At 70.0% G+C, this 22,835-nt stretch carries 17 protein-coding genes; 12 read left to right on the top strand and 5 right to left on the bottom strand.

Annotated features, from left to right (window positions below):
* Window positions 1-34: 34 nt before the first annotated feature.
* The 4 genes from ACWDEW_RS07910 to ACWDEW_RS07925 all read left to right on the top strand — a co-directional run bounded on the left by ACWDEW_RS07910 (window position 35) and on the right by ACWDEW_RS07925 (window position 7,472).
* The gene (locus ACWDEW_RS07910; RefSeq protein WP_450510629.1) at window positions 35-2,227 is read left to right on the top strand and encodes a 1,4-beta-glucanase; all 2,193 of its coding nucleotides are present in this window, start codon (window positions 35-37) and stop codon (window positions 2,225-2,227) included.
* Entirely contained in the window at window positions 2,227-4,197 is a 1,971-nt protein-coding gene (locus tag ACWDEW_RS07915) for a beta-galactosidase (protein ID WP_450510631.1), read from the top strand. Before ACWDEW_RS07910 ends, ACWDEW_RS07915 begins: the two co-directional genes overlap by 1 nt.
* Before the next feature lie 143 nt (window positions 4,198-4,340).
* Window positions 4,341-6,722 carry a glycosyl hydrolase family 95 catalytic domain-containing protein gene (locus ACWDEW_RS07920; protein WP_450510755.1) on the top strand — a complete coding sequence of 794 codons (2,382 nt, stop codon included), beginning with the start codon at window positions 4,341-4,343 and terminating at the stop codon, window positions 6,720-6,722.
* Between the two features lie 36 nt (window positions 6,723-6,758).
* Window positions 6,759-7,472 (top strand): glycoside hydrolase family 12 protein, encoded by a 714-nt coding sequence (locus tag ACWDEW_RS07925; protein ID WP_019074788.1) that lies wholly within the window; start codon window positions 6,759-6,761, stop codon window positions 7,470-7,472.
* A gap of 15 nt (window positions 7,473-7,487) precedes the next feature.
* Here ACWDEW_RS07925 and ACWDEW_RS07930 read toward each other — a convergent pair whose 3' ends face one another.
* The 3 genes from ACWDEW_RS07930 to ACWDEW_RS07940 form a co-directional block, all read right to left on the bottom strand.
* Entirely contained in the window at window positions 7,488-7,877 is a 390-nt protein-coding gene (locus tag ACWDEW_RS07930; protein WP_450510634.1) for a hypothetical protein, read from the bottom strand.
* A gap of 117 nt (window positions 7,878-7,994) precedes the next feature.
* Window positions 7,995-10,037, bottom strand: a complete 2,043-nt coding sequence (locus ACWDEW_RS07935; protein WP_450510636.1) for a glycoside hydrolase family 31 protein — start codon at window positions 10,035-10,037, stop codon at window positions 7,995-7,997.
* 113 nt (window positions 10,038-10,150) lie between these two features.
* Entirely contained in the window at window positions 10,151-11,164 is a 1,014-nt protein-coding gene (locus ACWDEW_RS07940; RefSeq protein WP_450510638.1) for a LacI family DNA-binding transcriptional regulator, read from the bottom strand.
* A 252-nt stretch (window positions 11,165-11,416) separates the two neighbouring features.
* On the opposite strand from ACWDEW_RS07940, the gene ACWDEW_RS07945 reads away from it, so the two are divergent.
* Together ACWDEW_RS07945 and ACWDEW_RS07950 are read left to right on the top strand one after the other, a co-directional pair.
* Entirely contained in the window at window positions 11,417-12,226 is an 810-nt protein-coding gene (locus tag ACWDEW_RS07945; protein WP_450510640.1) for a GH12 family glycosyl hydrolase domain-containing protein, read from the top strand.
* Window positions 12,227-12,337: 111 nt separating this feature from the next.
* Window positions 12,338-14,269, top strand: a complete 1,932-nt coding sequence (locus ACWDEW_RS07950; RefSeq protein ID WP_450510642.1) for an acyl-CoA dehydrogenase family protein — start codon at window positions 12,338-12,340, stop codon at window positions 14,267-14,269.
* Window positions 14,270-14,276: 7 nt separating this feature from the next.
* Here ACWDEW_RS07950 and ACWDEW_RS07955 read toward each other — a convergent pair whose 3' ends face one another.
* A complete protein-coding gene (locus tag ACWDEW_RS07955; RefSeq protein WP_450510644.1) occupies window positions 14,277-14,726 on the bottom strand; it encodes a lamin tail domain-containing protein in 450 nt (149 codons plus the stop codon).
* Between the two features lie 188 nt (window positions 14,727-14,914).
* On the opposite strand from ACWDEW_RS07955, the gene dxr reads away from it, so the two are divergent.
* From dxr to ACWDEW_RS07985, 6 genes are all read left to right on the top strand, one after another.
* Window positions 14,915-16,183, top strand: coding sequence for a 1-deoxy-D-xylulose-5-phosphate reductoisomerase (gene dxr, locus ACWDEW_RS07960; RefSeq protein WP_450510646.1), 1,269 nt, complete (start codon window positions 14,915-14,917; stop codon window positions 16,181-16,183).
* A gap of 8 nt (window positions 16,184-16,191) precedes the next feature.
* Window positions 16,192-17,484, top strand: a complete 1,293-nt coding sequence (locus ACWDEW_RS07965) for a M50 family metallopeptidase (RefSeq protein WP_450510757.1) — start codon at window positions 16,192-16,194, stop codon at window positions 17,482-17,484.
* Between the two features lie 168 nt (window positions 17,485-17,652).
* The gene (gene ispG, locus ACWDEW_RS07970; protein WP_200714782.1) at window positions 17,653-18,810 is read left to right on the top strand and encodes a flavodoxin-dependent (E)-4-hydroxy-3-methylbut-2-enyl-diphosphate synthase; all 1,158 of its coding nucleotides are present in this window, start codon (window positions 17,653-17,655) and stop codon (window positions 18,808-18,810) included.
* A gap of 268 nt (window positions 18,811-19,078) precedes the next feature.
* Entirely contained in the window at window positions 19,079-19,927 is an 849-nt protein-coding gene (locus ACWDEW_RS07975; protein WP_450510649.1) for a GNAT family N-acetyltransferase, read from the top strand.
* A gap of 114 nt (window positions 19,928-20,041) precedes the next feature.
* Window positions 20,042-20,605, top strand: a complete 564-nt coding sequence (locus ACWDEW_RS07980; RefSeq protein WP_450510650.1) for a GNAT family N-acetyltransferase — start codon at window positions 20,042-20,044, stop codon at window positions 20,603-20,605.
* A gap of 73 nt (window positions 20,606-20,678) precedes the next feature.
* Window positions 20,679-22,394 (top strand): proline--tRNA ligase, encoded by a 1,716-nt coding sequence (locus tag ACWDEW_RS07985; protein ID WP_450510652.1) that lies wholly within the window; start codon window positions 20,679-20,681, stop codon window positions 22,392-22,394.
* A gap of 39 nt (window positions 22,395-22,433) precedes the next feature.
* Here the strand turns inward: ACWDEW_RS07985 and ACWDEW_RS07990 are convergent, their stop codons facing one another.
* Entirely contained in the window at window positions 22,434-22,820 is a 387-nt protein-coding gene (locus tag ACWDEW_RS07990; RefSeq protein ID WP_450510654.1) for a hypothetical protein, read from the bottom strand.
* Window positions 22,821-22,835: the final 15 nt, after the last annotated feature.

The raw sequence follows: 22,835 nt of genomic DNA on the forward strand, positions 1-22,835 counted from the left end.
TTCTCACCCCATCTCAAAGAGCGAGGTATGTGTCATGCGCGCGTCCCGTTTGAGCCGTCGGGCCGTTCTTGCCGGGACTGCGGCCGCCGCCGCGCTTACCACCGTGCCGGGCGTTGCCGCCAAGGCACAGGCAGCCGAAGCCCCTTCCTACCGATGGCGCAACGCCACCATCGGCGGCACCGGATTCGTCACCGGTGTCCTCTTCCACCCCTCCGTCCGTGGCCTCGCCTACGCCCGTACCGACATCGGTGGTGCCTACCGCTGGGACGACCGGGCCGCCCGCTGGACCCCCCTCACCGATCAACTCGGCTGGGACGACTGGAACCTCCTCGGCGTGGAGGCCCTCGCCGTCGACCCGGCGCATCCGGACCGGCTGTATCTCGCCGTCGGCACCTACGCCCAGTCCTGGGCCGGCAACGGAGCCGTACTCCGCTCCGAGGACCGGGGCACGACCTGGCTCCGCACCGACCTCACCGTGAAGCTCGGCGGCAACGAGGACGGACGTGGCGCCGGGGAACGGCTGCTCGTCGACCCGCGTGACAGCGACACCCTGTGGCTCGGCACGCGGCACGACGGGCTGCTGAAGTCGGCCGACCGGGGAGCTACTTGGGCGGCCGTCAGCGACTTCCCGGCCGCACCGAGCGCGAGCGGACAGGGCGTGACCTTCCTCGTCGCCGTCGGCCGTGCCGTCTACGCCGGGTGGGGTGACGGCGACGGGACCACCACCGCCGTCAACCTCTACCGCACCACCGACGGCACCACCTGGGAGGCCGTCTCGGGGCAGCCCACCGGCACCTCCGCCAAGGTCCCGATCCGCGCCGCCTACGACCGCCACGCGCGCGAGCTGTATGTGACGTACGCGGACGCAACCGGGCCCAACGGCCAGTCCGCCGGCAGTGTGTACAAGCTCGCCGTCGCCACTGGCCGCTGGACGGACGTCACCCCAGTCCAGCCCGGCGGCAGCGACACCTTCGGTTATGGCGGGGTCGCCGTCGACGCCCGTCGCGCGGGGACCGTCGTCGTCTCCACCAACAACCGCTGGGCGGCCGTGGACACCCTGTACCGGACCACCGACGGCGGCCGTACCTGGACGTCCCTCAAGGACTCCGCGGTCTTCGACGTGTCCGAGACTCCTTTCCTCAAGTGGGGTGCGGACCAGCCGAAGTTCGGCTGGTGGATCCAGGCCGTCGCCGTCGACCCGTACGACTCCGAGAACGTCGTCTACGGCACAGGCGCCACCCTCTACGGCACCCGCGACCTCACGCACTGGGCACCGCGGATCCGTGGCCTGGAGGAGACGTCCGTGATCCAGCTGATCTCGCCCCCGGTCGGGGAGGCGCACCTGATCAGCGCCTCGCGGGACATCGGCGTGATGTACCACGAGCGGCTCACGGCGTCCCCGTCGCGGGGCATGGCGACGAACCCCGTGTTCGGGTCGGCGACGGGAATCGCGCAGGCCGCGGGCAGGCCGGCGTATGTCGTCCGCACGGGCTGGGGCGACAACGGCAACGGCGCACACTCGGACGACGGCGGCCGGACCTGGGCGCCCTTCGCTGCCCAGCCCTCCATCGCCCACGACGCACCGGGGCCCATCGCCACCAGCGCCGACGGCGGTACGCTGCTGTGGTCCTTCGTGCACTGGGACGGCACGAAGTACGCGGCTCACCGCTCGGCGGACAACGGCGCGACCTGGACCGAGATCTCCTCCTTCCCGAAGGGCGCCACGCCGGTCGCCGACCCGGCCGACCCGACGCTCTTCTACGCATACGACACCGACACAGGAACGCTATACGTCAGCACTGACAGTGGCCTCTCGTTCACTGCGCGTGCGGGCGGACTGCCCGCCGGGGACAGCCAGTTCCAGTTGGTCGCGGCCCCCGGCAGGTCCGGTGACCTGTGGCTGAGCGTGAAGTGGAACGGTCTCTACCGGTCCGTCGACGGCGGCGCGAGCTTCAGCAAGGTCGCCAGCTGCTGGGCCTCCTACACCCTCGGCTTCGGCAGACCCGCCCCCGGCGCCGACTACCCGGCGATCTACCAGGTCGGCTCCACCGAGACCATCACCGCCGTCTACCGCTCCGACGACGAGGCGAAGACCTGGGTGCGGATCAACGACGACCGGCACCAGTGGGGCTGGACCGGGCAGTGCATCACCGGCGACCCGCGCGTGTACGGCCGTGTCTACCTCGCCACCAACGGGCGCGGCATCCAGTACGGGGAGCGGATCTGATGCCTCAGCTCGGTGACGCCACCCGTGGCCGCGTCCTCTTCGGCGGCGACTACAACCCCGAACAGTGGCCCGAGGAGACCTGGCCCGAGGACGTCCGGCTGATGAAGGACGCCGGCGTCAACTCCGTCACCCTCGGCGTCTTCTCCTGGGCGAAGCTCGAACCCGAGCCGGGAGCAAGGGAGTTCGGCTGGCTCGACCGGCTCATGGACCTGATGCACGACAACGGGATCGGGGTCGTCCTCGGCACACCCACCTCCTCCCCGCCGCCGTGGCTCGGCCGCCTCCACCCGGAGACCCTGCCCCGCGACGCCGACGGCCGCATCGAGTGGTGGGGCGGACGCCAGCACTTCTCGCACTCCAGCGCCGTCTACCGCCACCACGCCGCCGCCATCACCGAGGCCCTGGCCGCCCGTTACGCCGGTCACCCCGCCCTCACGATGTGGCACATCAACAACGAGTACTGCACCTTCGACTACGGCGACGAGGCCGCCGTCGCCTTCCGCCGCTGGCTGCGCGCGAAGTACGGCACGCTCGACGCCCTCAACTCCGCCTGGGGCACGGCGTTCTGGAGCCAGGGGTACGACACCTGGGACGGCGTCCTGCCCCCGCGCCACGCCCACTACCTCAACAACCCCACCCACGTGCTCGACTTCCGGCGCTTCACCTCCGACATGCTCCTGGAGTGCTACACCGCCGAGCGCGACATCGTCCGCCGGTACACCCCGCACCTCCCGGTCACCACCAACTTCATGCCGCTGTGGGTCGGTCAGGACGGCTGGCGGTGGTCCGAGGAGGAGGACGTCGTCTCGGTCGACCTCTATCCCGATCCGCGCGACCCGCTCGGCGCCCAAAGCGCCGCTCTCGTCCAGGACCTGACCCGCTCGCAGGCGCGCGGCCCGTGGATGCTCATGGAGCAGGCGGCCGGGCCGGTCAACTGGCGCGGTGTGAACCACCCGAAGCCGCGCGGCCTCAACCGCCTCTGGTCCCTCCAGGCCGTGGCCCGGGGCGCCGACGCCGTCTGCTACTTCCAGTGGCGCCAATCCCGGCAGGGCGCCGAGAAGTTCCACTCCGGGATGCTCAGCCACGCGGGAGAGCGGGGCCGCACCTTCCAGGAGGTCAAGCAGCTCGGCGCCGAACTCGCGAGCATCGGCGGCGAGGTGACGGGTACTCACATCCGGGCCGACGTCGCGATCCTGCACGACTGGCACGCCTGGTGGGCCGGTGCCCAGGACGGCCGCCTTTCCACCGAGGTCGACCACGCCGAGGTCGTCCGCGCCTGGCACCGGGCCCTGTGGGAGTCTCACCTCACCACCGACTTCGCCCATCCTGAACACGACCTGTCCGCCTACGAGTTGGTGGTCGTACCGCAGCTCTACCTCCTCACCGACACCGCGATCGACAACCTCCTCGCGTACGTCCGCGGCGGCGGCACCCTGGTCTGCGGCTTCCTCACGGGGATCGCCGACGAGGACGACCGCGTCCGCCCCGGCGGCATGGACGGCCGCCTCCGCGAGCTGTTCGGCATCCGCACCCTGCACGAGTGGTGGCCGCTGGACCCCGGGGAGACCGTCGAGTGCGAGGGCTTCCGCGGGACGCTCTGGTCGGAGGAGATCGAGCCCGAGGACGGCGCCGCCGACGAGGCGATCCCTTACAAGGGCGGGGAGTTGGACGGCCTGCCGGCCGTGCTGCGCAAGGGCCGGGCCTGGTACGTCTCCACACTCCCCGAGCCGTACGCGTTCCGCGCGCTGCTCGCCCGGGTCGCCGCGGAGGCGGGCGTTCGCCCGGTACTCGAAGGCCTTCCGGCGGGCGTCGAGGCCGTACGCCGCGGCGAGCTGCTGTTCCTCCTCAACCACGGACGCGAACCGGTGACCATCCAAGTCCCGGGCGCCTACGCCGACTTGCTCACCGACACACTCGCCGAGAACGAGCTCACCCTCGGCCGCTACGGCGTCGCGGTGCTACGGCCATGACGGGAGGAGCCGAGCCCGTGGGGGCTGTGTCGGAGGTGCGTGGGTCCGGTGGAGTCGTGCCGGAGGTGCGTGGGTCTGGTGGAGCCGTGCCCGAGGCGCGCGCATCCGGCGACGCCCCGCCCGAGGCGCGTGGGTCCGCCGACATCACGCCTGCGACCACGACCCCCCACCACAGCACCTGGGAGCCCGCCCCCGCCGCCCGCTGGGAGGATGCCTACCTCAGTGGCAACGGGCATCACGGCGCCCTCGTGTTCGGCGATCTGGACGACGACCGTGTCATCGTCACCCATCACACCCTGGTCCGCCCGAACGGTGCCGAGCACGCCCGGCCCCCGCGCCTCGCCGCCGAACTTCCCGCGCTCCAGGACCGGTTGCTCGCCGGTGAGCTCACGGCCGCCGAGGACTTCACGGACGGCCGCCCGCTCCAGTGGGTCCAGCCCTTCCACCCCGCCTTCCAGACACGACTGCGCGACCGGTCGACCGCCGGCGAGGGAGGCGACTCCAGTCGGTCCGTCGACGTCGGCGCCGGCGCGGAACGTGACCACTGCCGCTCAGTGGACTTCACCACCGCCGCGAAACGTGACCACCGCCGCTCCGCGGACGTCAGCACCGGCGCGCAACGCGACTACCACCGCTCCGTCGACTTCACCACCGGCGAGACCACCGCCCACCGCGGCGAGCGGCGCAGCCGAGTCTTCGTCTCCCGCGCCGACGACGTGATCGTCCAGCACGTCACGGCCCCGGACCTCACCCTCGATCTCACCCAGGAGCACCAACTCCCCGGCGCACCAGCAGGGTTGGCGGTCGGCCACGGCACGTTCCTCACCTCCGGCGGCGCCCTGCTCAACCTTCGGGTCCGCTACCCCGACAGCGACCGCGCCTACACCGGGGTGACCCTGGCCGTGGTCACCGGTGGAACAACTCGACTCGCCCCGAGCGGAGTTCGCGTCACCGGCGCCACCGAGGTCCTGCTCCTCACCCGCGTACGGCGCCACACCGGCGAACTGGACGTCGCGGCGGAGACCCGCGCCCTACGTGCCCTGGTGCCCCACGAGCGGCAGGGGCGCGGGCACCGGCACCCCTACGACACCCTCCTCGACCGCCACCTCGCCCTCCACCGCACGGCCTACGACCGCGTCACCCTCGATCTCAGTGCCGACGCCACCGAACGCGCCCTTCCCGGCTCCGAGTTGCTCAAGCGGCCCGGCAGCCCCGCGCTCCTGGAACGCCTCTTCGCCGCGGGCCGCTACCATCTCCTCTCCGCCAGCGGCCTGCTCCCGCCCCGCCTCACCGGACTGTGGACCGGCGACTGGGACACGGCCTGGTCCGGCGCTTTCACCAACGACGCGAACCTCAACCTCCAGACCGCCTCCGCCGCGAGCGCCGCACTCCCCGAAGTCACGGACGCTCTCGCCTCCCTGATTCACCGTCAGCTCGGCGACTGGCGGGAGAACGCGCGCGCCGTCTTCGGTGCCCGGGGCGTCGTCGCGCCCGCGCACACCGACGGCGAGTCCGGGCTGTCGTACCACTTCAGTCGCGAGTACCCGCTGCACCTGTGGACCGCCGGCGCCGACTGGCTGCTCAAGCCGCTCGTCGACCACGACGAGACCCGTGGTGAACGCGACCCGCGCACCGCCGCCGCACTCGCCGAAGTCGCCCTGTTCCACGACGACTTCCTCTCGTCGAGCGATCGCACCGGACGCACCGACCCCGACGGTCGACTGGTCCTAGTCCCCTCCTACTCGCCCGAGAACCGTCCCGCGAACGGCAGTTGGGGCGCGATCAACGCGGCGATGGACCTCTCCGCCGCCCGGCACGCGCTGCACACGGCCGCCGACTACCACCCGGGCACCCCGGAGGCCGACCGCTGGCGCGCCCTCGCCGACCGGCTCCCGCCACACCGGGTTAACACGGACGGAGCCCTGGCCGAATGGGCGTGGCCCGGCCTGGAGGACGCCTACGACCACCGCCACCTCAGCCACCTCTACGGCGTCTGGCCCCTGGACGAGATCAACCCCTACGACACCCCGGAGCTCGGGAGAGCCGCTCATCGCGCGCTCCAACTCCGGGGCACCGAGAACGATTCGGCGCACGGCCACCTCCACCACGCGCTCGTCGCCGCCCGCCTCCGCGACGGCGAACGGGTCGCGCACGCCCTCGGCCAGGTCCTCGACGGCGACTTCTTCCACGCCTCGCTGATGAGCGCGCACTACCCCAACCGCGATGTCTACAACGCGGACGCCGCCCACACGCTGCCCGGTGTACTGATCGAGACGCTGGTGCAGTCGACCCCGGACCGGCTGGTCCTGCTGCCCGCGCTGCCCGCGGCGTACCCGCAGGGCCAACTCACCGGCGTACGCACGAGGTTCGGGGCGGAGCTGGATCTGACCTGGACACCGGACTCGGCCGTCGCGGTCCTGCGCCCCTCCCGCACCCACCGCGTCGAACTGCGGACTTCCTCCGGCACCCAGCCGCTCGAACTCGTCGCCGGAGAAGACCGCGTCCTCACCCTGGGGGCGCGGTAGCCACACCCAACTCCCCCCACCCATGGAAGGGACACCATGGCAACACGCACCCGCAGCAGGCTCGTCATGGCCCTGCTGGCCCCCGCCCTCGCGCTCGGCGCCACCGTCGGCCTCGCCTCGGCCCCCGCCTCCGCCGCCGTCTGGAGCTCCTGCGACCAGTGGGGCAGCACGACCCTCAACGGCTACACGCTCTACAACGACATCTGGGGCTCCGGCGCCGGCACCCAGTGCATCTGGGCCAACTCCGGTACCAACTGGGGAGTCACCGCCAACCACCCCAACACCGGCGGTATCAAGGCCTACCCCAACGCCAAGAAGGTGATCGGCAAGTCGATCACCTCGCTCGGTTCGCTCAAGAGCAGCTACAACGTCACGGTGCCGTCGTCCGGCGCGTACAACACGTCGTACGACATCTGGGACACCAACTACGCCTACGAGATCATGCTCTGGGTCAACAAGACCGGCGCGGTCGGCCCGCTCGGCACCTCGCAGGGCAGCCTGACGCTGGGCGGTTCCACCTGGACCGTCTACAAGGGCAACAACGGCAGCAACGACGTGTTCTCGTTCGTGCGCAGCTCCAACTCCTCGTCCGGCACGATCGACATCCTGCCGATCCTCAAGTGGATCAAGGACACCAAGGGCTGGTTCGGCAATGTGACCATCGGGGACCTGCAGTTCGGCTTCGAGATCACGTCCTCGTCCGGCGGCCTCGCCTTCACCACCAACAGCGAGAGCGTCACCAGCAGTTGACCCACCCGGGCACGCTCAGCCGCCCGGTCCCCGCACACCACGGGGGCCGGGCGGTTCCGCGACGACGAGCCCCGCGACCCAGCAGCCGAGAGCGGCGAGCACGAGGCCGCCCACGGCCGGGTTGACGTAGCCGGGAACCGTGCGGGTGACATAGCTGCCCCCGCCCGTCGTCTCGCAGACGAACCTGAGCGGGACGAAGTCCACGGAGTAGTCCACGACGTGGGCGGCTCTGGGGTCCTCCGGCCCGTCCTCCTGTCCGTTGGTCGTACGACAGGGCAGTATCGGCGAGGAGTTGGCGCCGCCGTCCTCCGCCTGGATGAGCGCGCCCAGCACGTAGAGCAGACCCCACAGATACAGGGCGAACGCGGCCAGGCCCGCCGCGCCGGCGAGCTTGCGCAAGACCATCGCAGGAGTCCATCAGAACAAGATCGGCACAGCTGTGACGGAGGCCACAGTTCCGCGCAACGGAAGCGTCACGGCCCGGAGGAGAGGCCCAACTCCCCTCCGGCCGAGGCCACTTGGCTATTCCGCGATCGGCAACGTCGCCCCGTCCCGCAGGAACAGCGGGATCCGGTCCAGCGGGGCGTCGACCGTGACGGCCGTGCCGCCCTCGTACGTCTCGCCCGTCCACGCGTCCGTCCACCTGGCGCCGGCCGGCAGATAGGCCGTACGGGCCGTGGCGCCCGCCGTCAACACCGGTGCCACCAGCAGGTCGGGGCCGAAGAGATACGCGTCGTCGACCGACCAGGCCGCCGGGTCCCCGGGGAACTCCAGGAACAACGGCCGCATCACCGGCAGCCCCTCCTCGTGCGCGGCCCGCATCACATCGAGGACGTAGGGCTTCAGGCGCTCGCGCAGCCGCAGGTACCTCTCCAGGATCGGCAGGGCCTGATCGCCGTACGACCAGACCTCGTTGGGGCCGCCCGTCATGTCCGGGCCGAGCGGCATGCCCGGGTCGCGGAAGCCGTGCAGGCGCATCAGCGGGGACAGTGCGCCGAACTGGAACCAGCGGACCATGACTTCCTGGTACGCCGGGTCGTCCGGGTCGCCGCCGTGGAAGCCGCCGATGTCCGTGTTCCACCAGGGGATGCCGGACAGCGCGGTGTTGAGACCCGCCGCTATCTGACGGCGCAGGGTCGGGAAGTCGGTGCCGATGTCACCCGACCAGAGCGCGGCACCGTAGCGCTGACTGCCCGCCCACGCCGAGCGGTTGAGGGTGATGATCTCCGATTCCCCCTCGGACAGGAGTCCTTCGTGGAAGGTGCGGGAGTTCTCGGCCGGATAGAGGTTGCCGACCTCCAGGCCAGGGCCCGCCCAGTAGCGCAGGTTCTCCTGGAAGCCCGGCTTCAGCTCGGGCTCGCAGGCGTCCAGCCAGAAGGCCGTGATGCCGTACGGCACAAGGTAGTTGTCGCGGATCCTCGACCACAGGAACTCGCGGGCCCCGGGGTTGGTGGCGTCGTAGAAGGCGACCTGGACGGTCGACGCGACGCCCTTGTCGGGCCAGTCGGCGTGGGCCATCGGCCCGTACTGGGTGCCGATCAAGAACCCGCGCTGCTCCAGCACCGAGTGGTTCTCGCTCAGCGGTGACACCGACGGCCAGACGCTCACCACCAACTTCACGCCCAGCTCGTCCAGTTCACGCACCATGGCCGCCGGGTCGGGCCACTCCGCCGGGTCGAACTTCCAGTCGCCCAGGTGCGTCCAGTGGAAGAAGTCGCAGACGATCGCCGAGAGGGGCAGTTCACGGCGCTTGTACTCCCGTGCCACGGCGAGGAGTTCGGCCTGGGTGCGGTAGCGGAGCTTGCACTGCCAGAAGCCGGCCGCCCACTTCGGCAGCATCGGCGTACGGCCCGTCACCGCGCTGTAGCGGCGCTGGCCGTCGGCCGGGTCGCCCGCGGTGATCCAGTAGTCGATCTGCCGGGCCGAGTCGGCCACCCAGCGCGTCCCGTTCCCGGCCAGCTCCACGCGGCCGATCGCCGGGTTGTTCCACAGCAGGGTGTAGCCACGGCTGGAGACGAGCACCGGGATGCCGACCTCGGCGTTGCGCTGGACCAGGTCGAGGACCAGCCCCTTCTGGTCCAACTGCCCGTGCTGGTGCTGGCCGAGGCCGTACAGCTTCTCGTCCTCGTAGGCGGCGAAGCGCTGCTCCAGGCGGTGATGGCCGTTGCCGACCGCCGTGTAGAGCCGCGAGCCGGGCCACCAGAAATGGGCGCGGGCCTCCGCGAGGAGCTCGGCGGAGTCCTCGGTGCGCAGGAAGCGGATCAGGCCCTCGGCGTCGACCTCGACCGTCAACTTGCCTACGGTCAAGATCCCTTGGTTCTCCTCGATCTTGACGCTCGCCCCGGTGGGCGGTGCCTCGTCCAGGAGCGCTCCGGGCAGCCCGTCGAGCAGCGGACCGCCGAGCCGGGCCCGGACCCGGACCGCGTCCGGACCCCAGGGCTCGATCCGTACGGTCTCCTGACGCCCGCTCCACTCCAGCGCGCCGTCCCGCTCACGGAAGGTGCCGAGGGTGGGGGAGGACTGCGCAAGGCTGACCTTGGGCTGGTTTCCGGCAGGCTGGTTCACGAGAGGGCTCCTGTGAGCAGTGCAGACAGAGGAGTTGCAGACATGGCGGTGCCCCGGCGGCGGCACAGGGGTGGAGCTCTGAGGGGTCGGGGGACCAGCGGATCGGAAAAGGCTCAGGACCCGGCGGGCGCCGGCCCCGTACTCGCCCGCACCGTCAACTCCGGTGCGATCAGCACGACTTCGTCACTGCCGCGGCCGTCCAGCTTGGCCACCAGGTGCTCCACGGCGTAACGCCCCATCTCCTGCGCGGGGATGGCGACGGACGTCAGCCGCACCGAGGCCTGGGTGGCGACCTGGTCGGGGCAGACCGCGACCACCGACACGTCCTCCGGCACGGCCCGGCCCTGCTGGCGCAGCAGTGCGAGTAGCGGCTCGACCGCCGACTCGTTCTGCACGACGAAGCCCGTGGTGCCGGGCCGCTCGTCGAAGATCCGGGCCAGTGTCACCGCCATCGCGTCGTACCCGCCCTCGCACGGCCGGTGCAGTACCCGCAGGTCCAACTCCCGTGCCCGGGTCCGGAGTCCGTCGAGGGTGCGCTCGGCGAAACCGGTGTGCCGTTCGTAGACCGCGGGCGCCTCGCCGATGACAGCGATGTCGTGGTGACCGAGCTTCGCGAGGTGCTCGACGCACAGCGCGCCGGTCGCCCCGAAGTCGAGGTCGACGCAGGTCAGTCCGGTGGTGTCGGCGGGGAGGCCGATGAGCACGGAGGGTTGGTCGGTGCCGCGCAGCAACGGCAGCCGCTCGTCTGCGAGTTCGACGTCCATCAGGATCATCGCGTCGGCGAGCCCGCTGCCGGTGACCCGGCGGACCGCGTCGGGGCCCTCCTCGCCGGTGAGCAGCAGCACGTCGTAGCCGTGCAGCCGGGCGGTGGTCGCCACGGCGATGGCGATCTCCATCATCACCGGTACGTACATGTCGGTGCGCAGCGGCACCATGAGCGCGATGATGTTGGACCGGCTGCTGGCCAGGGCGCGGGCGCCCGCGTTCGGGTGGTAGCCCAGCTCGCGGATGCTCTGCTCGACCCGCTGCCGGGTGGCTCCGGAGATGGACCGCTTGCCGCTGAGGACATAGCTCACCGTGCTCGCCGAGACTCCGGCGTGCTGGGCGACCTCGGCGAGGGTGACCATCCAGCTCTCCAAGCTTTGTGAAGCGCTTCGACAGTGCGCGTTGCTGACAAGGGCGGGTGAGGGTGGTTCGACATTAGCTTCAGGCGGTGTGGGTGTCCATAGGTTGTCGAAGCGCTTCGACACTTTCTCGATACGGTCGGTCCGGTGAGATTCCCCGCGCGGGAAGCAACCTCCGGGCGGCTCGGCGGCCACTGAGAGGTCGTAGCGGCCGCTGACGGGCCGTAGACGAACCGTCCCCCGGAAGGACCCCCGATGCAACACCGCAGACCCCGTCTCTCGAAGAAGGCGAAGGTGCTGGCCGCCGGCTCGGTCGCGCTTACGGCGCTCGCCGGGGTGACCGTCGCCCGGGCGGGCGAGACGAGCAAGAAGTGCGGGGCCTTCGACACCGTCACGCTCGGCAAGTACTACGTGAACAACAACCTCTGGGGCCAGGACAAGGCCACCGGCAGCCAGTGCGTGTGGGACAACTCCCGGTCGGGGTCCACGATCTCGTGGGGCACGTCCTTCAGCTGGGCCAACAACGCCAAGGGCACCGACGCGGACGTGAAGTCGTACGCCAGTGCCGTCCTCGGCTGGCACTGGGGCTGGAAGGTCGACAAGGCGACCACCGGACTGCCGATCAGGGTCGGCGACCGCAAGCCGGTGAGGACCAGCTGGGACTTCGCGCTCAGCTCCAGCCCCGGCACCCTCGATGTCGCCTACGACCTGTGGCTGCACTCCAAGAACACCGCCGACTGGGCCGACCGGCCCACCGACGAGATCATGATCTGGCTCAACCGGCAGGGCGGCGCGGGCCCGCTCGGCACCAAGTACGGCAGCGTCAGCCTCGACGGCGCGATGTGGGACATCTACCAGGGCAACATCGGCTGGAACGTCTACTCCTTCGTCCGCACCGCCAACACCACCAAGGCCACCCTCGACATCGACGACTTCACCCAGGCCCTGGTCCGCCGCAAGCTGCTGAGCAACGACAAGTACCTCTCCGGCATCGAGTCCGGCACCGAGGTCTTCAAGGGCTCGGGGCGCCTTGACACAAAGGCGTACTCCGTCGACATCGGCTGAACGGACGCACGAAGGGTGGCTGCTTCGCGGCGGATCGGGTAGATACGAACGGGTAGCACCCATCGGTAACCACAGAGCGCCGAGGGTCCGATTCGCGGCGAGGTGAGCCTCATGTCCGCTCCATCCAGCAAACCCACCGTCACCGAGCGGGAAGCCCGGCAGGTGGCGGAGGCCGCCCGGGAACAGGACTGGCGCAAGCCCAGCTTCGCCAAGGAACTGTTCCTCGGCCGCTTCCGGCTCGACCTCATCCACCCCCACCCGCTCCCGCCCGACGAGGACGTACGGCGCGGCGAGGAGTTCCTCGCCAAGCTGCGCGTCTTCTGCGAGACGGGGATCGACGCCGCCCGCATCGAGCGCGAGGCCCGCATCCCCGACGAGGTCATCGCCGGCCTCAAGGAGCTCGGTGCCCTCGGCATGAAGATCGACCCCAAGTACGGCGGCCTCGGTCTCACCCAGGTGTACTACAACAAGGCGCTGGCGCTGGTGGGCTCGGCCTGCCCGGCGGTCGGCGTGCTGCTCTCGGCGCATCAGTCGATCGGCGTACCGCAGCCGCTGAAGCTTTTCGGCACGGACGAGCAGAAGGCCGAGTTCCTGCCGCGCTGCGCCCGCACCGACATCAGCGCCTTCCTGCTCACCGAACCGGACGTCGGCTCCGACCCGGCGCGCCTGGCGACCAGCGCGGTGCGGGACGGGGACGCGTACGTCCTCGACGGGGTGAAGCTGTGGACCACGAACGGCGTGGTCGCCGATCTGCTGGTCGTGATGGCCCGGGTGCCGAAGTCCGAGAACGGCAAGGGCGGCATCACGGCGTTCGTCGTGGAGGCCGACTCGCCCGGCATCACCGTCGAGAACCGCAACGCCTTCATGGGCCTGCGCGGCATCGAGAACGGCGTCACCCGTTTCCACCAGGTCCGGGTCCCCGCCGCCAACCGCATCGGCCCCGAAGGCGCGGGGCTGAAGATCGCCCTCACCACGCTCAACACGGGCCGCCTCTCCCTCCCCGCGTCCTGCGTCGCCGCCGGCAAATGGTGCCTGAAGATCGCCCGCGAGTGGTCGGCGGCCCGTGAGCAGTGGGGCAGGCCGATCGCCGAGCACGAGGCCGTCGGCAAGAAGATCTCCTTCATCGCGGCCACGACCTTCGCCCTGGAGGCCGTACTCGACCTGTCCAGCCAGATGGCCGACGAGGACCGCAACGACATCCGCATCGAGGGCGCGCTCGCCAAGCTCTTCGCCTCCGAGATGGGCTGGCTGATGGCCGACGAGCTGGTCCAGATCCGCGGCGGCCGCGGCTTCGAGACGGCGGAGTCCCTCGCGGCCCGCGGCGAGAAGGCCGTCCCCGCCGAACAGGTCCTGCGCGACCTGCGGATCAACCGCATCTTCGAGGGCTCGACCGAGATCATGCACCTCCTCATCGCCCGCGAGGCCGTCGATGCCCACCTCACGGTCGCCGGCGACCTCATCGACCCGGACAAGTCCCTTTCGGACAAAGCGAAAGCGGGCGCGGGCGCGGGTGTCTTCTACGCCAAGTGGCTCCCGAAGCTGGTCGCGGGCAGCGGACAACTCCCGGGCACCTACGGCGAGTTCCGCCACGGCATCGACCTCTCCAAGCACCTGCGCTACGTCGAGCGCAACGCCCGCAAACTGGCCCGCTCCACCTTCTACGCCATGTCCCGCTGGCAGGGCCGTATGGAGACCAAGCAGGGCTTCCTGGGCCGGATCGTCGACATCGGCGCGGAACTCTTCGCGATGAGCGCGGTCTGCGTCCGGGCCGAACTCCTGCGCACCCAGGGCGATCACGGCCGCGAGGCCTACCAACTCGCCGACGCCTTCTGCCAGCAGTCCCGCATCCGGGTCGAGGAGCTCTTCGGCCGGCTGTGGACCAACACCGACGACCTCGACCGCAAGGTGGTCAAGGGAGTCATGGGCGGCGCGTACACGTGGCTTGAGGAGGGCATCGTGGACCCGTCGGGCGACGGACCCTGGATCGCCGACACGACCCCGGGCCCGTCGAAGGCGGACAACGTGCACCGCCCCGTCGACTGACCCCGGATCAGCAGTACTTGTCGCTCGGATCCCGCGTCGTCCACGAACAGGTGTCGACCTTGCTGCCGGTCGCTCTGGTCAGCGTCGCCGTGTCGCTGGTGTTGTTCCAGACATAGGCACCGCGGTTCTGGTACGTGTTCGACGCGGTGTCCGAGCCCTTGCCGGTGTGCACCTTGATGTACTTGCCGGCGCCGATCTTGATGTTCTTGAAGACGTAGCGGTGGTTCGAGACGTCCTTGAGGACCCACCCCTTGAGCGAGATCGCCGACCGGCTGGTGTTCTTGATCTGCACCCACTCGCCGTTCAGGCTCGCGTTGGACCGGTTGTCCGAGCCCGGGCTGTCGAACCAGACGTGGTAGATCGTGACCCCGCCGGCGGCCTCGGCCGGGGTGCTCAGCAAGGTGCCGGTGAGTATCGCGGCGCCCGCGAGCGCGGGCAGGGCAGCGCGTATCCGCATGGAGAATCCCCCCAGGATGTCGTCCACTGGCCGGTCGTCCACCGGCGCAGGACTGAAGTGTTATCACATGACCTTCACGTCGTATTCACAAAGGGGGATTTCCCTTCAATCACCGACGAGAGCCGATAAGCCACCCACCCGAGGGAACCGCTGTCCACCAGCGCACCCGTTGCGGCAACAATGGAGGGATGAGCGACAGTCCAGCACCCCTCGCCGACCCACATCTCGTCTACGACCCCGTCGTGGGCGACGGTCCCAAGGCCCTGGTGATCCTGGGGTCCACCGGGTCCATCGGCACCCAGGCCATCGACCTCGTGCTGCGCAACCCGGACCGTTTCCGGGTCACCGCCCTCTCCGCCAACGGCGGCCGGGTCGGGCTCCTCGCCGAGCAGGCGCACCGGCTCGGGGTGCGGACCGTCGCGGTCGCCCGCGAGGACGTCGTACCGGCACTGCGCGAGGCCCTTTCGGCGCAGTACGGCGCGGGGGAGCCGCTGCCCGAGATCCTGGCCGGTCCGGACGCGGCCACGCAGGTCGCCGCCTCCGACTGCCACACCGTGCTGAACGGCATCACCGGCTCCATCGGCCTCGCGCCCACCCTCGCCGCCCTGGAGGCGGGCCGCGTCCTCGCGCTCGCCAACAAGGAGTCGCTCATCGTCGGCGGCCCGCTGGTGAAGGCCCTTGCGAAGCCCGGCCAGATCATCCCGGTCGACTCCGAGCACGCGGCCCTCTTCCAGGCCCTCGCGGCCGGTACCCGCGCCGACGTCCGCAAGCTGGTCGTCACCGCGTCCGGCGGCCCCTTCCGGGGTCGTACGAAGGCGGAACTTGCGAACGTGACCGTCGAGGACGCTCTCGCGCACCCCACCTGGGCGATGGGTCCGGTGATCACGATCAACTCGGCGACCCTGGTGAACAAGGGGCTGGAGGTGATCGAGGCGCACCTGCTGTACGACATTCCCTTCGATCGCATTGAGGTGGTCGTGCACCCGCAGTCGTATGTCCACTCGATGGTGGAATTCAACGACGGATCTACGATTGCCCAGGCGACGCCCCCCGACATGCGCGGGCCGATCGCCATCGGGCTCGGCTGGCCCGAGCGGGTCCCGGACGCGGCGCCCGCGTTCGACTGGAGCAAGGCCTCGACGTGGGAGTTCTTCCCGCTCGACACCGAGGCGTTCCCCTCCGTCGGCCTCGCCCGGCATGTGGGACAGCTCGCGGGCACGGCCCCGGCGGTGTTCAATGCGGCGAACGAGGAGTGCGTGGAGGCGTTCCGCGCGGGCGCGCTGCCGTTCAACGGAATCATGGAGACGGTGACACGGGTGGTCGAGGAACACGGGACACCGGCCACGGGAACCTCGCTCACCGTGCCGGACGTCCTCGAAGCGGAGACCTGGGCGCGTGCCCGGGCCCGCGAACTGACAGCGCAGACGACCACGGCGAACGCGGAGGCGCGTGCATGACAGCCCTGATGATGATCCTCGGCATAGTCGTCTTCGCGGTCGGCCTGCTGGTCTCGATCGCCTGGCACGAGCTGGGACATCTCTCCACCGCGAAGCTCTTCGGCATCCGGGTGCCCCAGTACATGGTCGGCTTCGGCCCGACCATCTGGTCCCGGAAGAAGGGCGACACCGAGTACGGGTTCAAGGCCATCCCGTTCGGCGGCTACATCCGCATGATCGGCATGTTCCCGCCCGGCGACGACGGCCGGATCACCGCCCGCTCCACCTCGCCCTGGCGCAGCATGATCGAGGACGCCCGGTCGGCCGCCTTCGAGGAACTCCAGCCCGGCGACGAGACCCGCCTCTTCTACACCCGCAAACCGTGGAAACGGGTCATCGTGATGTTCGCGGGCCCGTTCATGAACCTCATCCTGGCGGTGGCGCTCTTCCTCACCGTCCTGATGGGCTTCGGCATCTCGCAGCAGACCAACACGGTCAGCTCGGTCTCCCAGTGCGTCATCGCGCAGAACCAGAACCGCGACACCTGCAAGAAGACCGACCCGGCCTCCCCGGCCGCCGCCGCGGGCCTCAAGGCCGGCGACAAGATCCTCAGCTTCAACGGCGTGAAGACGACCGACTGGAACAAGCTCTCCGACCTGATCCGCGCCGCCCCCGGCAAGACGGTCGCGATCGTCGTCGAGCGCAAGGGCCAGGACGTCACCCTGCACGCGAAGATCGCGTCCAACCAGGTCGCCAAGAAGGACTCCAGCGGTCAGATCGTCCAGGGCCAGTACGTCACCGCCGGCTTCCTCGGCTTCAGCGCGGCCACCGGCATCGTCCGCCAGGACTTCGGCGACTCGGTCACCTGGATGACCGACCGCCTGGGCGAGGCCGTCGACTCCATCGCCGCCCTCCCCGGCAAGATCCCGGCCCTGTGGAACGCGGCCTTCGACGGCGCCCCCCGCCAGGCCGACTCCCCGATGGGCGTGGTCGGCGCGGCCCGCGTCGGCGGCGAGATCTTCACCCTCGACATCCCGCCCACCCAGCAGCTGGCCATGGCCCTGATGCTGGTCGCCGGCTTCAACCTCTCCCTGTTCCTCTTCAACATGCTCCCGCTGCTCCCGCTCGACGGCGGGCATGTCGCGGGCGCCCTGTGGGAGGCGCTGCGCCGCAACCTGGCGAAGGTGCTCAAGCGCCCGGACCCGGGCCCGTTCGACGTGGCGAAGCTGATGCCGGTCGCGTATGTCGTGGCAGGGATCTTCGTCTGCTTCACGTTGCTCGTCCTCGTGGCGGACGTGGTTAACCCGGTGAAAATCTCCTAGTCATCCGTAGTTTGTGGCGGCCTCACATCCTTGATGTGGGGCCGCCCTCCATTGGGTGGGTTTACGGCCGGGATGTGCTCGGGCCCGCACGGTTGACGTAATCTCGAAGCCTGGAGCCCGTTGTTCCGGGACCGGGGCCTTGATCCACGACTTGGGGTTGCACAGCAGATGACTGCGATTTCTCTCGGCATTCCGTCCGTTCCGACCCGGCTCGCCGAGCGTCGCAAGAGCCGGCAGATCCAGGTCGGATCCGTGGCGGTCGGCGGTGACGCGCCGGTGTCCGTGCAGTCCATGACGACCACCCGTACGTCGGACATCGGCGCCACCCTCCAGCAGATCGCCGAGCTGACCGCGTCCGGCTGCCAGATCGTCCGGGTCGCCTGCCCGACCCAGGACGACGCCGACGCCCTGGCGACGATCGCCCGCAAGTCGCAGATCCCGGTGATCGCGGACATCCACTTCCAGCCGAAGTACGTGTTCGCCGCGATCGAGGCCGGCTGCGCCGCGGTCCGCGTGAACCCGGGCAACATCAAGCAGTTCGACGACAAGGTCAAGGAGATCGCGCGGGCCGCGAAGGACCACGGCACCCCGATCCGCATCGGCGTGAACGCGGGCTCGCTGGACAGCCGACTGCTGAAGAAGTACGGCAAGGCGACCCCCGAGGCACTGGCCGAGTCCGCCCTCTGGGAGGCGTCCCTCTTCGAGGAGCACGGCTTCCAGGACATCAAGATCTCGGTGAAGCACAACGACCCGGTCGTCATGGTCGAGGCGTACCGCCAGCTCGCCGCCCAGTGCGACTACCCGCTGCACCTCGGCGTCACCGAGGCGGGCCCGGCGTTCCAGGGCACGATCAAGTCGGCCGTCGCCTTCGGCGCGCTGCTCTCGCAGGGCATCGGTGACACGATCCGCGTCTCGCTCTCCGCCCCGCCGGTGGAGGAGATCAAGGTCGGCCTCCAGATCCTGGAGTCCCTGAACCTCAAGCCCCGCCGCCTGGAGATCGTCTCCTGCCCCTCCTGCGGCCGCGCCCAGGTGGACGTCTACAAGCTGGCCGAGGAGGTCACGGCGGGCCTGGAGGGCATGGAGGTCCCGCTCCGCGTGGCCGTCATGGGCTGCGTGGTGAACGGCCCCGGCGAGGCCCGCGAGGCCGACCTCGGCGTCGCCTCCGGCAACGGCAAGGGCCAGATCTTCGTCAAGGGCGAGGTCATCAAGACCGTCCCCGAGTCGAAGATCGTCGAGACCCTGATCGAGGAGGCGATGAAGATCGCCGAGCAGATGGAGGCGGACGGAGTGGCTTCGGGGGAGCCGACGGTCGCGGTCGCGGGCTGAGCAGGCCTTTGGGCTCGCTTGAGCGGGCTTGGGCTCCACGCCTCAGCTCCCGCGCTTCGCTTGTCGGCGCCGGTCGACACCATCAGCCCGCCCGGCGCTTGAGGGCGAGGCCGTCCAGGCCGAAGCGGGGGTCTGGGGGCGGCAGCCCCCAGAGACGCCCACCTGACTCACCCTCACGAGAGAAGCGAGCGTCAACACAAGGCGGCATCGCTCAGCTTCCGCAGGTACAGTGCGGAGATCAGCAGATCCTCAGGGTGAGGCCCCGTACGTGTTGACCCAGACCACCTCTCGGGTGCTCGAACCGAGCGACCTGGAAGCCGCGCTCGCCGTACTCGACCGCGAGCCGGTCACGAACGCCTTCGTGACCTCGCGGGTGCAGGTCGCCGGCCTCGACCCGTGGCGGCTCGGCGGCGAGATGTGGGGCTGGTACGAGGACGGCATGCTGACGTCCCTCTGCTACGCGGGCGCCAACCTGGTCCCGATCTGCGCGACCCCTCGGGCGGTCCGCGCGTTCGCCGACCGGGCCCGCCGGGCCGGCCGCCGCTGCTCCTCGATCGTCGGCCCCGCCGAGGCGACGGCCCAGCTCTGGCGGCTCCTCGAACCGAGCTGGGGCCCGGCCCGAGAGGTCCGCGCCCACCAGCCCCTGATGGTGGCCGACCGCATGCCCACCGACATCGCTCCCGATCCCTACGTCCGTCGCATCCGCAAGGACGAGATGGAGACGATCATGCCGGCGTGCGTGGCGATGTTCACCGAGGAGGTGGGCGTCTCGCCACTGGCGGGCGACGGCGGCCTCCTCTACCAGGCCCGAGTGGCCGAACTCGTGGGCTCCGGCCGCTCGTTCGCCCGCCTCGACGAGTACGGCAAGGTCGTCTTCAAGGCCGAGATCGGCGCGGCGACCCCGCAGGCCTGCCAGATCCAGGGCGTCTGGGTGGCCCCCGAGTACCGGGGGATGGGCGTGGCGGCCCCGGCGATGGCAGCGGTACTGCGCTACGCGCTCGCGGACGTGGCCCCCGTGGTCAGCCTCTACGTCAACGACTTCAACACCCCGGCGAGAAGGGCGTACTTGAGGGTGGGCTTCCAAGAGGTCGGCGCCTTCATGAGCGTCCTGTTCTGAAGCGTTTTCAGGGGCGCGGGGCTGTTTCGATGTGCGGCTCCGCCGCGTGGGCGCGACCAGCCACAAACGGCCCGCACCCGAACGACAACCGCCACCCCCCTGTACTCTCCCCACATGCGATTTCCCGGTCACGGCCACCGCCACCCCGAAGACGTCGTGATCGCCCCCCTGAACCTCTCGGCCCACGTCGACGAAGCCCTCGCCGTACAAGCCGTCGCCTTCGGCCTGGGCGCCGACGAGGTGGCCGTACGCAGGCAGATCGTCCTGCGCCACATGACCTACCCCGGCGCCGACGCCTTCGGCGCCACCACCCAGGGCCGACTGGTCGGTTTCGTCTACGGCATGCCCAACAACCGCACCCACTGGTGGTCCACGGTCGTGGAGCCGTACCTCCGTGCCGGCGGCCACGACGCCTGGCTCGACGACTCCTTCGTGATCACCGAGCTGCACGTCCACCCGCACTTCCAGAACCGCGGCCTGGGCCGTTCCCTGATCACCACGATCACGGACACCGCCGCCGAACCCCGCTCGATCCTCTCCGCGATCGACACCGACAGCCCGGCCCGCGGCCTCTACCGCTCCCTCGGCTACGAGGACCTCGCCCGCCAGGTCCTGTTCCCCAGCGCCCCGAAGCCGTACGCGGTGATGGGCGCCCCCTTGCCCCTCCGCCGCCGCTAACCGATTTCCACCGGCACAGCGAGCCCGGCTAACCTCCTAGCCATCACCCTTTCCCGGCAGGAGTACAGGAACCATGGCGAACGCACCGGTCCAGCGCATGTCCCAGTTGATGGCGAAGACGCTGCGCGACGACCCGGCGGACGCCGAGGTCCTCAGTCACAAGCTGCTCGTGCGGGCCGGTTACGTCCGCCGTACCGCCGCCGGCATCTGGTCCTGGCTGCCGCTGGGCAAGAAGGTCCTCTCGAACGTGGAGCGGATCGTGCGCGAGGAGATGGACGCGATCGGCGCCCAGGAGGTGCTGCTGCCCGCGATCCTGCCCCGGGAGCCGTACGAGGCGACCGGCCGCTGGGACGAGTACGGCCCCGAGCTGTTCCGCCTCAAGGACCGCAAGGGCGGCGACTACCTCCTCGGCCCCACCCACGAGGAGATCTTCACGCTGATCGTGAAGGACCAGGCGTCCTCCTACAAGGACCTGCCGGTCATCCTCTACCAGATCCAGCACAAGTACCGCGACGAGGCCCGCCCCCGGGCCGGCATCCTCCGCGGCCGCGAGTTCCTGATGAAGGACTCGTACTCCTTCGACACGGAGGACGAGGGCCTCGCCAAGTCGTACGCCCTGCACCGCGAGGCCTACCAGAAGGTCTTCGCGCGCCTGGGCCTCGACTACCGCATCTGCGCCGCCACCGCCGGCGCGATGGGCGGCTCCAAGTCGGAGGAGTTCCTCGCCCCGGCCGAGGCCGGCGAGGACACCTTCGCGGACTGCCCGAACTGCGACTTCGCCGCCAACACCGAAGCGATCGCGTACGAGTTGAAGCCCGTGGACGCCACCGGCGTGCCCGCGCTCGAAGAGATCCCCACCCCCGACACCCCGACCATCGAGACCCTCGCCGCCCACCTCGGCGTCGAGGCCTCCGCGACCCTCAAGAACCTCCTCGTGAAGGTCGACGGCGAGATCGTGGCCGTAGGAGTGCCCGGTGACCGCGAGGTCGACATGGACAAGGTCGAGGCCCATTTCGCCCCCGCCGCAGTCGAGTTGGTGACGGCGGAGGACTTCACCGGCCGGCCCGACCTGGTGCGCGGCTACGTCGGTCCGCAGGGCCTGGGCGAGAAGGTCACGTACATCGCCGACCCGCGCGTGGCCCCCGGCACCTCGTGGATCACGGGCGCCAACAAGGAGGGCACGCACGCGAAGAACGTCGTCGCGGGCCGTGACTTCGAGGTCGGCGAGTACGTCGACGTCGTGGTCGTGCAGGAGGGCGACCCCTGCCCCAAGTGCGGTACCGGCCTCAAGCTCGACCGCGCCATCGAGATCGGCCACATCTTCCAGCTCGGCCGCAAGTACGCCGACGCCCTCAAGCTCGACGTCCTCGGCCAGCACGGCAAGCCGGTCCGCGTGACCATGGGCTCCTACGGCATCGGCGTCTCCCGCGCGGTCGCCGCTCTCGCCGAGCAGACCGCCGACGACAAGGGCCTGTGCTGGCCCGCCGAGGTCGCCCCGGCCGACGTGCACGTGGTCGCCGCGGGCAAGGCCCTCCAGACCGAACTCGCCCTGGACGTCTCGGAGAAGCTGCGCGCGGCCGGTCTGCGCGTCCTCGTCGACGACCGGGCCGGGGTCTCCCCGGGCGTGAAGTTCACCGACTCGGAGCTGATCGGCGTACCGAAGATCCTGGTTGCGGGCCGCCGCTCCGCCGAGGGCGTCCTGGAGCTCAAGGACCGCAGGACCGGCGAGCGCGAGGAACTCACCGTCGACGAGGCGATCGCCCGCCTGACCGCACAGCCCGCCCTGTAAGAGATCTCTCAGAGAGTTCTGCGCAGGCGTATGGGCGCCTCACAGACTTCTCTCAGGCTGGTCCCCGAACGTAGTACGTGACAGAGCGTCACTGCGGAGGGGAACGGTCATGACATTCAAGGAGAGTGGGGCCGCTGCGGCGGTCCGCAGAGGCAAGCGGCGCATCGCGGCGGCCACGGCAGCGGTCACGCTGGCGGCGGCCGCCGGGGTGTTCGCCCTGGTCGGCACGATGCAGTCGGAGACGACGGCGAGCACGGACACCGGTTCGTCGTCGTCCTCCTTGTCCTCCACTTCCTCGGGGGACTCCACGAGCAGCTCCTCCTCGGACACCTCGTCGTCTTCTTCTTCTTCATCTTCATCGTCCTCGGACCTCCAGGCGTCCTCCGGCGGAGTCTCGTCCTCGTCCGGCGGCTCCACCGACTCCACGTCGGGAGCGTCGTG

This window comes from Streptomyces sp. NPDC001100 (assembly GCF_053598575.1).

Coding starts and splice junctions, on each gene's coding strand:
- ACWDEW_RS07985 (WP_450510652.1), top strand. CDS start 20,679: ATGGCGAACGCACCGGTCCAGCGCATGTCCCAGTTGATGGCGAAGACG.
- ACWDEW_RS07950 (WP_450510642.1), top strand. CDS start 12,338: ATGTCCGCTCCATCCAGCAAACCCACCGTCACCGAGCGGGAAGCCCGG.
- ACWDEW_RS07945 (WP_450510640.1), top strand. CDS start 11,417: ATGCAACACCGCAGACCCCGTCTCTCGAAGAAGGCGAAGGTGCTGGCC.
- ACWDEW_RS07915 (WP_450510631.1), top strand. CDS start 2,227: ATGCCTCAGCTCGGTGACGCCACCCGTGGCCGCGTCCTCTTCGGCGGC.
- ACWDEW_RS07940 (WP_450510638.1), bottom strand. CDS start 11,164: ATGGTCACCCTCGCCGAGGTCGCCCAGCACGCCGGAGTCTCGGCGAGC.
- ACWDEW_RS07965 (WP_450510757.1), top strand. CDS start 16,192: ATGATGATCCTCGGCATAGTCGTCTTCGCGGTCGGCCTGCTGGTCTCG.
- ACWDEW_RS07925 (WP_019074788.1), top strand. CDS start 6,759: ATGGCAACACGCACCCGCAGCAGGCTCGTCATGGCCCTGCTGGCCCCC.
- ACWDEW_RS07955 (WP_450510644.1), bottom strand. CDS start 14,726: ATGCGGATACGCGCTGCCCTGCCCGCGCTCGCGGGCGCCGCGATACTC.
- ispG (WP_200714782.1), top strand. CDS start 17,653: ATGACTGCGATTTCTCTCGGCATTCCGTCCGTTCCGACCCGGCTCGCC.
- ACWDEW_RS07910 (WP_450510629.1), top strand. CDS start 35: ATGCGCGCGTCCCGTTTGAGCCGTCGGGCCGTTCTTGCCGGGACTGCG.
- ACWDEW_RS07980 (WP_450510650.1), top strand. CDS start 20,042: ATGCGATTTCCCGGTCACGGCCACCGCCACCCCGAAGACGTCGTGATC.
- dxr (WP_450510646.1), top strand. CDS start 14,915: ATGAGCGACAGTCCAGCACCCCTCGCCGACCCACATCTCGTCTACGAC.
- ACWDEW_RS07930 (WP_450510634.1), bottom strand. CDS start 7,877: ATGGTCTTGCGCAAGCTCGCCGGCGCGGCGGGCCTGGCCGCGTTCGCC.